13 protein-coding genes are annotated in these 11,040 nt (G+C 70.7%); 5 read left to right on the top strand and 8 right to left on the bottom strand.

From position 1 onward, the window contains the following. Nucleotides 1-343: polyprenyl synthetase family protein (locus VNT59_RS07420; protein WP_325497689.1), on the bottom strand; the 343-nt coding region annotated here is incomplete at its 3' end. Nucleotides 344-396: 53 nt separating this feature from the next. Further along, complete coding sequence (locus VNT59_RS07415; protein WP_325497688.1) at nt 397-621, bottom strand: exodeoxyribonuclease VII small subunit; 225 nt, start codon at nt 619-621, stop codon at nt 397-399. Nucleotides 622-870: 249 nt separating this feature from the next. Here VNT59_RS07415 and VNT59_RS07410 point away from each other — a divergent pair, with 249 nt between their 5' ends. The 4 genes from VNT59_RS07410 (at nt 871) to VNT59_RS07395 (ending at nt 4,530) form a co-directional block, all read left to right on the top strand. Then, nucleotides 871-2,025: an aromatic ring-hydroxylating dioxygenase subunit alpha gene (locus tag VNT59_RS07410; RefSeq protein ID WP_325497687.1), complete on the top strand. Its 1,155-nt coding sequence runs from the start codon at nt 871-873 to the stop codon at nt 2,023-2,025. Nucleotides 2,026-2,052: 27 nt separating this feature from the next. Continuing rightward, the gene (locus tag VNT59_RS07405; RefSeq protein WP_325497686.1) at nt 2,053-3,012 is read left to right on the top strand and encodes a DMT family transporter; all 960 of its coding nucleotides are present in this window, start codon (nt 2,053-2,055) and stop codon (nt 3,010-3,012) included. Nucleotides 3,013-3,149: 137 nt separating this feature from the next. Beyond that, nucleotides 3,150-4,037 (top strand): sulfurtransferase, encoded by an 888-nt coding sequence (locus VNT59_RS07400; RefSeq protein ID WP_325497685.1) that lies wholly within the window; start codon nt 3,150-3,152, stop codon nt 4,035-4,037. A gap of 103 nt (nt 4,038-4,140) precedes the next feature. Then, nucleotides 4,141-4,530, top strand: coding sequence for a hypothetical protein (locus tag VNT59_RS07395; RefSeq protein WP_325497684.1), 390 nt, complete (start codon nt 4,141-4,143; stop codon nt 4,528-4,530). Nucleotides 4,531-4,699: 169 nt separating this feature from the next. On the opposite strand, the gene VNT59_RS07390 is transcribed toward VNT59_RS07395, so the two are convergent. The 5 genes from VNT59_RS07390 to VNT59_RS07370 form a co-directional block, all read right to left on the bottom strand. Beyond that, entirely contained in the window at nt 4,700-4,912 is a 213-nt protein-coding gene (locus VNT59_RS07390) for a hypothetical protein (protein WP_325497683.1), read from the bottom strand. A 52-nt stretch (nt 4,913-4,964) separates the two neighbouring features. Further along, nucleotides 4,965-6,362, bottom strand: coding sequence for a cation:proton antiporter (locus VNT59_RS07385; RefSeq protein WP_325497682.1), 1,398 nt, complete (start codon nt 6,360-6,362; stop codon nt 4,965-4,967). 95 nt (nt 6,363-6,457) lie between these two features. Further along, a complete protein-coding gene (locus VNT59_RS07380; protein ID WP_325497681.1) occupies nt 6,458-7,294 on the bottom strand; it encodes an alpha/beta hydrolase in 837 nt (278 codons plus the stop codon). A 2-nt stretch (nt 7,295-7,296) separates the two neighbouring features. Further along, on the bottom strand, nt 7,297-7,701 hold the full coding sequence (locus tag VNT59_RS07375) for a hypothetical protein (RefSeq protein ID WP_325497680.1): 405 nt from the start codon (nt 7,699-7,701) through the stop codon (nt 7,297-7,299). A 130-nt stretch (nt 7,702-7,831) separates the two neighbouring features. Beyond that, nucleotides 7,832-9,103 carry a phospholipase D-like domain-containing protein gene (locus tag VNT59_RS07370; protein WP_325497679.1) on the bottom strand — a complete coding sequence of 424 codons (1,272 nt, stop codon included), beginning with the start codon at nt 9,101-9,103 and terminating at the stop codon, nt 7,832-7,834. Between the two features lie 131 nt (nt 9,104-9,234). Here VNT59_RS07370 and VNT59_RS07365 point away from each other — a divergent pair, with 131 nt between their 5' ends. Then, on the top strand, nt 9,235-10,230 hold the full coding sequence (locus VNT59_RS07365) for an acryloyl-CoA reductase (RefSeq protein ID WP_325497678.1): 996 nt from the start codon (nt 9,235-9,237) through the stop codon (nt 10,228-10,230). Nucleotides 10,231-10,233: 3 nt separating this feature from the next. Here the strand turns inward: VNT59_RS07365 and VNT59_RS07360 are convergent, their stop codons facing one another. Then, nucleotides 10,234-10,983, bottom strand: a complete 750-nt coding sequence (locus VNT59_RS07360) for a tyrosine-protein phosphatase (protein WP_325497677.1) — start codon at nt 10,981-10,983, stop codon at nt 10,234-10,236. Nucleotides 10,984-11,040 lie beyond the last annotated feature (57 nt).

Genomic DNA, 11,040 nt, shown 5'->3' with positions numbered 1-11,040 from the left:
CCTGCAGCGCGTCGCCCGCGAGCAGGGCCTGCGCCTGGCCGAACTTCACGTGCACCGTGGGCTTGCCGCGGCGCAGGACGTCATCGTCCATGCACGGCATGTCGTCGTGCACCAGCGAATACGCGTGGATCAGTTCCACCGCGCAGGCGGCGCGCACGGCGGCATCGGCGTTGCCCCGCACCGCTTCGCAGGCGGCGAGCACCAGCAGCGGCCGCAGCCGCTTGCCGCCATCGAGCACCGCGTAGCGCATCGCCTCGCCCAGGCCGGCCGGCGCATCCGCGACGACCCACCGCGACAGGGCGTCCTCCACGCGCTGCAGCCGCTGCGCGCTCCACGAGCGCAGATCGAAAGTTTCGAGCGGCGCGTTGTCGCCCGCGGCGGTACGGAGGCGCGCGCTCACTCTTGCAGCCACGGCTTGAGCGTGCCTTCGTCCAGGACCTTGATCTGGTCTTCCACGGCCTGCAGCTTGTCGCGGCAGAACTGCAGCAGCTGGGCGCCGCGCTGGTAGCCGGCCAGCAACTGCTCGAGCGGCAGCTGGCCGGATTCGATGCGGCCGATCAGCTGTTCGAGCTCTTCCAGCGCGGCTTCGTAGGTGGCGGGCGTCGGTGCGGGCTGGGACATCTTGGAGACTGGGGGGAAACACACGATTCTAGGCCGTCCGCCATGGCCGGGCCGCGATCGGGACACTGCGGCGCGGCACGGCCTTGAGAGCCCGTCCGCAGCCCCCAAATATGACCCCGAGGGTACAATCCGTCTCCCTTCCTTCCGGGCCCGCGCCCGGGTTCCCGTCCCTTTCACTTTCGCGCGCTCCCTCTCCGGACGAAGCGCTTCCCTGCCCCTTCATAGGGGGAGTCTCTAGGTCAGGACACCATGTCTGATTTAAGTCTTCAACTGCAGCAGGCCGCAAGCCAACTTCCAGTTTCCAGCTATTTCGACGAGGCGCTGTTCAAGCGCGAGATGGAGATCATCTTCCAGCGCGGGCCCCGCTACGTGGGGCACCAGCTTGCCGTTCCGAACGTGGGCGACTATCACGCCCTGCCCCAGGAGGGCGGCGGCCGCGCGCTGCTGCGCACGGCCAACGGGGTCGAACTGATCTCGAACGTCTGCCGCCACCGGCAGGCCGTGATCCTCAAGGACCGCGGCTCGATCCAGACCGGCGCCTCCGGCGGCAACATCGTGTGCCCGCTGCACCGCTGGACCTACAGCGGCGGCAGCGGCGCGAAGGCCGGCACGCTGCTGGGCGCGCCGCACTTTCCGCAGGACCCGTGCCTGAACCTGAACAACTACCCGTTGCAGGACTGGAACGGTCTGCTGTTCGAACGGACCCCGGGCAGCCCGGACGTGGCAGCCGACCTGGCCGGCATGGGCCCGCGCGCGGAACTCGATTTCACCGGCATGGTGCTGGATCGCGTCGAGCTGCACGAGTGCAACTACAACTGGAAGACCTTCATCGAGGTCTACCTGGAGGACTACCACGTCGGCCCGTTCCACCCGGGCCTGGGCAGCTTCGTCACGTGCGAGGACCTGCGCTGGGAGTTCAAGGAGAACTTTTCGGTGCAGACGGTGGGCATCGCCAACCGCCTGGGCAAGGCCGGCAGCCCGGTGTACGAGCGCTGGCAGAAGGCGCTGCTGGCCTATCGCGAAGGGCGGCAGCCGAAGTACGGCGCGATCTGGCTCACCTACTACCCGCACATCATGGTGGAGTGGTATCCGCACGTGCTCACCGTGTCGACGCTGCATCCGGTCTCGCCGCAGAAGACGCTCAACATGGTGGAGTTCTACTATCCCGAGGAGATCGCCGCTTTCGAGCGCGAGTTCGTCGAGGCGCAGCAGGCCGCCTACATGGAGACCTGCGTCGAGGACGACGAGATCGCCCTGCGCATGGACGCCGGTCGCCACGCGCTGTGGAAGCGCGGCGACGACGAGTTCGGCCCCTACCAGAGCCCGATGGAAGACGGCATGCAGCACTTCCACGAGTGGTACCGCGGCCGCATCGGCGCGAACGCGGCGCGGTTCCTGGTGTGACGCCCGACCTGCCATGAGGGCCCGCTGATGCAGGCCCTCTGGATGGTGCTCGCGTCGTTCTTCTTCGCCGCGATGGCGGTGTGCGTGAAGTACGCCTCCGCCTGGTTCAACGCGGCCGAACTCGTCTTCTACCGGGGCCTGCTCGGCATCGTCTTCATGTGGGCGTTCGCGCGGCACCACCGCGTCGCGCTGCGCACCTCGCATCCCGGCATGCACGCCTGGCGCTCGGTCGTCGGCGTGCTGTCGCTCGGCGCCTGGTTCTACGCCATCGCCAAGCTGCCGCTCGCCACCTCGATGACCCTCAACTACATGAGCAGCGTCTGGGTCGCGCTGTTCCTGGTGGGCGCCATGCTGCTGTCGTGGCGGCCGGGCAGCGGCGAGCGCGGCCCCCGCCAGGGACCGCTGCTGCTGAGCGTGCTCGCGGGGTTCGCCGGGGTGCTGCTGCTGCTGCGCCCGACGATCGAGCAGAACCAGCTGTTCGCGGGCGTCGTCGGGTTGCTGTCGGGCCTGACGGCGGCGTTCGTCTATCTGCAGCTCATCGCCCTGGGGCGGATCGGCGAGCCCGACACCCGCACGGTCTTCTACTTCGCCGTCGGCTCCACCATCGCCGGCGCGCTGGCGATGCTGGCCACCGGGGTCTCGCCCTGGAGCTGGCGCGGCGCGGCCTGGCTCGCTCCCATGGGCCTCCTGGCGTCGCTCGGCCAGCTGTGCATGACGCGCGCCTACAGCCGGGGTTCGACGCTGGTCGTGGCCAGCCTGCAATACACGGGGTTGCTGTTCGGCGCGTTCTTCGGCGTGACGCTGTTCGGCGACCGCATCACGGCCTCCGGCTGGGCCGGCATGGCGCTCATCGTCGCCAGCGGCGTCGGCGCGACCATCCTGCGTGCCCGCGCCGCGCCCGAGGCGGACCCGGCGCCACTGCTCCCCGACAATTTCCCGCACGCAGAGGTCGCGGAGGGTTCGCGGAGAACGCAGAGAAGAACCTGAAGGCCGTTGGTTTGCCTTCCTCTGCGTCCTCTGCGTCATCGTTGCGCGCTCTGCGTTCAAAATTCGGGGCGCGCACCGCCGCTCCGATTCGGCCACGCGCGGGATAATCGCCCTCTCATGGACGCAAGGGCCAACGCATGTACACCACGCTGATCTCCGTCGACGAACTCAAGCGCCTGCAGGCGAGCGGGGCGCCGCTGATGATCTTCGACTGCAGCTTCGACCTGATGAACCCGGCCGCCGGCGAGGAGCAGTACCGCCAGGCCCATATTCCCGGCGCCGTCTACGCCAACCTCGACACCGCGCTCAGCGACCAGGGCGTCGTCGCGCCGGACGGCACGCATCACCCGCATCCCGACGCCGCCTCCGGCGGCCGGCACCCGCTGCCCAGCCGGGAGCGATTCGCGATGTGGCTGTCCAGCGTCGGCTTCGCCAACGAGATGCAGGCAGTGGTCTACGACCGCAACAACGCCAATTACTGCGGCCGCCTGTGGTGGATGCTCAAATGGGCCGGCCACGAGGCCGTGGCCGCGCTCGACGGCGGCCTGCAGGCCTGGCAGGCGGCGGGCGGCGCGGTGACCGACCGCGAGGAGCCGTCGCACTTCCAGTCCAATTTCAAGCTCGGCCCCGAGCTGCGCCGGCTCGCCACCACGCGCGAGGTGCAGGCGGGACTGGGCCAGGCGACGCAGACGCTGATCGATGCCCGGGCGCCGGCGCGTTATCGCGGCGAGACCGAGCCGCTCGATCCGGTGGCCGGCCACATCCCCGGCGCGCTGAACCGGCCGTTCGGCCAGAACCTGGGGCCCGACGGCAGGTTCAAGCCGGCTGCGCAGCTGCGCGAGGAGTTCGACGGGTTGCTGCGGGGGCGCGATCCGCGCGGCGTGGTGCACCACTGCGGCAGCGGCGTGAGCGCCGTGCCGAACGTGCTTGCCATGGAAATCGCGGGCTACGGCCCCACGGCGTTGTATGCCGGGAGCTGGAGCGAGTGGTGCCGCGATGCGTCGCGGCCGGTGGAAAGGGGCTGACGCCGCCTCTCATGCCGCGGGTCGCCCCGGTGCGAGGGCCGCCCGCGCGTTCGCGCGCCCGGACTGCCGCCCGGAAGGATAAGCCGGCCACCGGCGAGACGCCATGGCCGGCCCGCATCACTTGGTCGTCGTGGTGGACGTCGTCGTGGTGGTGGTCGAGCCGGTCACGCCACCGGTGCTGGACGAATCGGTGCTGCCGGTGGTGCCCGTCGCGCCCATCGAGCTGGTGCTGCCCGGGGCCGTCGTGCCGGTCGAGGAGCCGCTCGCGCCAGCCGTGGTATCGGTGCTGGACGTGCCGCCGGTCGTGCCGGCGGTGGAGGGGGCCGTCGAGGGCGCCGTGGAAGGAGCCGCCGGCGTGGTCGTCGTGCTCGACGTCGTGCTGCTTTCGGTTGTTTCCTTCTTGGTGCAGGCGCCCAGCGACAGGGCGGCGACGATCGCGAGCGCGGCGGCCGCGCTTTGGGTCAGAGACGTTTTCATCAGGGAAACTCCTTGAGGGTCATGTTCGAGGGAAAGTGGAAGGGGCAGCCTGCGCTGCCCTATGCCGAACTTTAGGCAAGCGCCGAGCCCAGCTTGTCGGTACCTGATGATGGTCGGTGTAGGACAAGCGCAGAGGCACGGGCGGCCGCCGGGACGGCCGCGCTGGCGGCCATCGCCGAGGCAGCTCAGCGCTGGCTGCCCCGCTCGCGGTCGGTCTTCTGTTCCTGCTTCATCGCGGACTGGGCCGCGTTGCCGCGCCCGCCGGTGCCGCTGGCCGCGGTGCCGGCATCTTCGTCCTGCATGTCCGCATTCGGCGTTTGCTTGTTCCTGGTGTCGACTTCCCTGGCGCTGGCGGGTGCCTCGCGGCCGCCCGAGCGGGATGAGCTGGCTGGTTTCATGTCGGTCTCCTTGAGAAGGGTTCCACTCTAGGCACGGCAGCGGCGTGCGCTGTCATCCCTGGCGCGGCCCGCCTGTAGGAGAGCTGCCACTGCCGCGCTCGCGCCCGGCAGCGGGGTCGCGCCTGGTCGCCGACCGCCGCCCGCGCAGGGCGCGCTCGTAGCCGGCCATCAGCGGCGTGACCGAGACCCCGTGGACGACGATCGAGGCCACGACCACCGACAAGGTGAGCGCCGTCAGCGCATCCACCAGTTCCGGGGACAAGCCCCGGTTGATGGCGAACATGAGGTAGTAGAGCGAGCCGATGCCGCGGATGCCGAACCAACCGATCAGCCAGCGCTGGCGCCGCGAGCTTGACGAGCCCACCAGCCCGAGCGCGGCGCACAGCGGCCGGATGCCCGCCAGCAGCAGCGGCACGAACCACCACACGGCATGCTCCCACCGCACCGCCCACAGCAGCGCGCCGATGGTCACGACCATCGCCAGTTCGCCGATGCGTTCGAGCTGCTGGTTGAAACCGAGGACGGCCTGCGCCATGTAGGCCGGCGCGTGCCGGGGGTCGACCGCGATCGCGTCCGCCACCGAGCGGTCGGGATCGGCCTGGGCCTGCTCGACCGCCGGCTGCACGCTGCCGCCGCGGGTCTGCGATTGCTCCAGGTGGCGCAGCGCCACGCCGGCCGCGAACACGGCCAGGAAGCCCGAGCCGTGCAACGCCAGCGCCGCGCCGTAGGACAGCGCGATCAGCCCCAGGGCCAGGAAATCGTCCAGGCCGACCGCCTCCTTGTGCTCGCGCCTGAGGTAGAGCACCAGGCGGCCGGTCGCCACGCCGAGGCCGGCGCCGACCGCGATGCCGGCGGCGACCGCCCACACCACGTCGACCGCCAGCCAGCGCCAGCCCCAGGTCCCGATGTCGTGCAACCCGAGCAGCCCGAGGCCCAGCATGACGAACGGGAACGCCGAGCCGTCGTTGAGGCCGCCCTCGCCGGTCAAGGCGAAGCGCAGCTTGTCGCGGTCGCCGGGCCGGTGCAACTGCACGTCCGAGGCCAGCACCGGATCGGTCGGCGCCAGGATGCCGCCCAGCAGGACGGCCGCGCCCAGCGGCAGCCCCAGCAGCAGCCAGGCGACGGCGGCGATCGCCAGCACCGTCAGCACCATCGAGGTCAGCGCCAGTCGCAGCGGCAGCAGCCAGCGCCGGTCGCGCAGGCCGGGACTGAGCTTGAGCCCGGCCGTGAACAGCGAGGCCAGCACCACCACTTCGGTCAGCCGCTCCAGCAGATGGGTGTGGGCCCGCGGATCGACGGCGAGCAGCCCCAGCCACAGCGGGCTCACCGCCAGGCCGACCAGCAGGTAGAGGATGGCCGTCGACAGCGGCAGCCGCGACAGCACCGTGCCGCTGAGCGCGACGAAGATGAGCAGGAGACCGACGACGACGGACCAGAGGGCGAAGGACATGCCGGACATTGTCGGCAGCGCCCGGCCGCTCGTGCGGCCGAGCCGCGACCGTTACACGAAGGAACGCCGCGGCGCTGCGGGATCAGGCGGGCTGCCTACAGGCAGCCCAGGGCGCCGTGCAGCGCCTTGCGGAAGCTCGGGAACTTGTGCACGTCGCCGTGGCCAGCCCCCTCCACGCACAGCAGCTGGGCGCTCGGCGCCGCCGTGCGCAGGGCGTGGCTGTGGTGGATGCCGATCAGCTCGTCCTTGTCGCCGTGGATCAGCATCAGCGGGCCCTTCAGCTGCGCGGCATGTTCGGCGGTGTGCAAGGGATAGCGCAGGACCTGCCGCGGCACCCAGGGATACAGCTCGTCGGCCAGCGCCCGCATGCTGCTGTAGGGCGACACCAGCATGGTCAGGTCGGGCGCGCGCCCGCTGGCGCACAGTTCGGCGGACAGCCCGGCCGCCAGCGCGGTGCCCAGCGACTGGCCGGCGATGACCACGCGCTTGCCTTCGTACTGCGAGCCGTAGTGCTCCCAGACGGCGCGCACGTCCGAGCGCAGCTGGGCCTCGCTGGCGATGCGGCCGCTGCTCTTGCCGTAGCCGCGATAGTCGAACATCACGACGTCGAAATTGACCGACCGGAAAGCGTCCAGGTCGACCAGGCAGTCGCGCAGGTTGCCCGAGTTGCCGTGCAGGAAGAACACGACGCCGCGCGGCTGCGGCAATCGCAGCTGCGCGGCCGACAGGCGCGCGCCGGGCACGTCGATCCACTGCTCGTGCACGTCGGGATCGTCGATCAGCGCCTCGTCGGCCGGCAGCGGCGTCGGCTCGAACAGCAGGCGTTCCTGGCGGAACCAGAGCCAGCCGATGGCGGCGGTGTAGACCGCGCCGACCGCGGCCAGCACGCCCAGGGAGAACAACGCGTAGACCATGGTGCCCTCCCTTTTCATGATCACTGCTTCTTGCCGTCCGGATCGGACGGGCCGTTGCGGTCGGACAGGCCGGCGCCCGGCGGACCCAGGGGCGCGCTGTCGCCGCCCTGCGCCTTCCAGGTGCCGCCGGCGCCCGTGGCCTTGCCGCGCGGATGCACCATGTCGTCATCGTCGAGGTTCACGGAACCGCCGGCCATGGGCTTGTCGTCCGCCACGCCGTGGTCGCGCTCATTGACCCCGCTGGGCGCGACCAAGTCCGGCTGGTCGTCGCTCGTCAGGCCGATCTTGCCGGGGCCGTCGCCGCGCTCGTCCCGGCGGGCCGGATCGGAAGCGCGCGCGCCGCTCTTGTCCGGCGCGCCATCGGCGCCGGGGCGCTCGCGGTCCGCGGGCGCGGCGCCGTTGGGAGACTGGGTCTGGTTCGCCATCGCGTGTCCTTTGCTTGGTTCGCCTTGGAGCGGCGTTGACCAAAGCATGCGCCCGCGCGGCAGCTCAGCGCTGTAGGAACCGGACGTCGCGCGGCGTAGGAACCCCGCGCCGGCCGAGGCAGGCGCGCGGCTAGAGAAAATGCCCGAATGCCGCCAGCGCGTGCTCGTGCAGCTTCTCGGTGAAGGGCCGCGATTGCCAGGCCTGCAAGGTGACGCGGCGCGACTGCCGCAGGTCGGCCTCGAACACCTGCGTCTGCCGCGCCGCGAAGCCGGCGTCGTAGATGTTCAGGTTGGCCTCGTCGTTCAGGCGGAACGAACGCACGTCGAAGTTGGTGGAGCCGACCGAGGTCATCAGGCCGTCGATGACCATCACCTTGCAGTGGAACATCGTCGGCTGGTACTCGTGGATCGCGACGCCGGCTTCCAGCAGCTCGCCCCACAGGCCGCGCGACGCGCGCCGCACGGTGGCCGTGTCGATGTGCTCGCCCGGCACCAGGATGCGCACCCGCACGCCGCGCTTGGCGGCGGTGACCAGCGCGCGCCGCGTGATGTCGTCGGGCACGAAGTAGGCGTTGGCGATGTCGATGCTGCGGGTGGCCGCGGTGATCGCCAGCAGCATCATCATCAACATGCTTTCGCTGCCGCCGTTGGGCGAGCTGGCGAACATCTGCGCGTGCTGGTTGCCCACCGGCTGCAGCGCCGGGAAGTAGTCGGCGCCGTGCAGCACCTTGCCGGTGGTCTTGGCCCAGTTATCGAGCATCACGCTCTGCATCTGCGCCACCACCGGCCCCTCGACCCGGAAATGCGAGTCGCGCCAGTGCTGCGGGTCCTGCGCGTTGCCGGTCCAGGGCGGCGCGATGCCGACCCCGCCGGTGAAGCCCACCTGGCCGTCCACGATCAGCAGCTTGCGGTGGGTGCGGTTGTTCAGCCGGTCCAGCGTGTACCAGCGCAGCGGGTGGTACTTGCGCACCTCGACCCCGGCCGACTTCATCTTTTCCACCAGCGCGTCGTCCACCTTGGCGCTGCCGACCCAGTCCAGCAGCACGTGGACCTTGACGCCGCTGCGCGCCCGCTCCGACAGCGCCTCGGCGAACTCGTTGCCGATCTCGCCCGACCAGTAGATGAAGGTCTCGAACAGCACGGTGCGCTTGGCGCCGCGGATCGCCTGCAGCATCGCCGGGAAGATCTGGTCGCCGTTGATCAGCTCGGTGGCCGTGTTGCCGGGCACGATCGACGGGCCCATCAGCAGGCCCATCGCCCGCAGGAACTGCGGATCGTCGACCGTGTAGAGATGCTGGATGTCCGTTTCGACCTTTCGCTCGGGCCCGCTGAAGTTGATGAAGATCAGGCCGACGAGGAGCGTCGCGAGAACGGTGGCGAGGATCACTTGTTTTCTGGTCACGTGTTTGGGCTGGAGCGCATGCCGCGGATGCTACCCGGCGGCGGCCGGTTCGTGTGGTCCCGGCCGGCCCGCTGCTGAGTCGGGCCGCGGCGCCGCGCCACAATGCGGGTTGCAACCACCGGGAGCCGAGCATGAGCAGCGATCCGTCCGTTTCCGCGTACCTGATCTCCAGCAGCGACGCCGGCGTCAGCGCCGCGTTCACGCGGTTGGCGCAGGCCGACCTCGATCCGGGCGAGGTCACGGTGCGCGTGCAGTACGCGAGCGTGAACTACAAGGATGCGCTGGCGGCGACCGGCAAGGGCCGGATCATCCGGCGCTTTCCGTGCGTCGGCGGCATCGATGCCAGCGGCGTGGTGGTGGCCTCGGACGCGCCGCAGTTCAAGCCCGGCGACGAGGTGATCGTGCACGGCCACGGCTTCGGCGTGTCGCACCACGGCGGGTACGCGACGCTGGCGCGCGCGCCGGCCGCCTGGGTGAACCGGCTGCCCGCCGGCATGAGCCTGCTCGACGCCATCACGCTGGGCGTGGCCGGCTACACCGCGGCCCTGGGCATCGACGCGATGGAATTGAACGGGCTGCATCCGTCCAAGGGCAAGGTGCTGGTGAACGGCGCCACCGGCGGCGTCGCCAGCGTCAGCATCGACCTGCTGGCGCAGCGCGGCTACGAGGTGGTGGCCGTCACCGGCAAGCCGGCGCAGGCGCCCTATCTGCGCGAGCTCGGCGCCAGCGAGGTGATCGCGAGCGCCGACCTGCCGTCGGGCACCAGGCCCCTGGAGCCGGCGCTGTGGCAGGGCGCCGTCGATTCGCTGGGCGGCGCGCCGCTGTCGATGCTGACGCGCAGCGTGCGCAAGGACGGCGTGATCGCGGCCATCGGCAACGCGGCGGGGCTGGAGTTCACCACCAGCGTGATGCCATTCATCCTGCGCGGCGTGCGCCTGCTGGGCATCAATTCGGACAACGACCCGCCGCTGCGCGAACACGTCTGGCAGCGGCTGGCGACCGACCTGCGGCCCCGGCACCTGGCGCGGATCGCGCACGTGGTCCCGTTCGAGCAGCTGCCGCAGGCGATCGACGCCGTGATCGGCGGCCAGGCGCGCGGGCGTACCGTGATCCGCATCGGCGGCTGACGGTCAGCGCCGCGGGCCGGACTGCCCGGGTTCCAGGTAGAGCTCCCGCAGCCGCTCGCGCTGCGGCTCGCGCAGGTTCAGGCCGTCGCGGAAGTAGCCTTCGATGTCGCCGTAATCCGCCGCCACGGCCTCGAACGCCGCCTGCAGGAAGTCCGGCTGCACTCGCCACAGCACCATCTGCACCTCGGGCGCGAGGCCGTGGGGCGAGGCCTGCATCGGCTTCAGCCGCTCGTTGGTCAGCAGGTAGTCGCGCATGACCTCGTCGTGCGGCACGCCCAGGCTGCGCAGCACCAGCGCCGCGGCAAAGCCGGTGCGGTCCTTGCCCGCGGTGCAGTGGAAGACCGTGGGCACGTCGGACGCCAGCAGGTGGGCGAACAGCTGCGCGAACCGGTGCGTGTTGTGCCGCACGAAGCCGCGGTAGGTGTCCTGCATGTGCGCCACCACCTCCCCCGGGGTGAGGCGGTGACCGGCGGCGATCAGGTCGCCGAGCTTGCGCACGATGGTCGGCTCGATCGACAGCGCGTGCACCGCGACGTCGTCGAGCGCGCAGGGCGCCGTGGTTCGCTCTTGCTCGCCGCGCAGGTCGAGCACCCGCCGCACGCCCAGCGCGCGAAGGCGCGCCATGTCCTGCGCCGTGAGCGCGCCGAGGTGGTCGGCGCGGAACAGGCGGCCGGCCACGACCGTGGCTCCGGACGCGGTGCGATGGCGGCCCAGGTCGCGGAAATTCGTCGCACCCGACAATCGATCGCTCAAGCCGGACTCCTTGCCGAAGACGACCTGCCCGGCCGGGCAGGATCGTTCCGGCTGGCA

It is taken from the genome of Ramlibacter sp., from assembly GCF_035554825.1.
Lineage (GTDB): Bacteria > Pseudomonadota > Gammaproteobacteria > Burkholderiales > Burkholderiaceae_C > Ramlibacter.
This window is presented reverse-complemented; position numbering and strand designations above follow the sequence as displayed.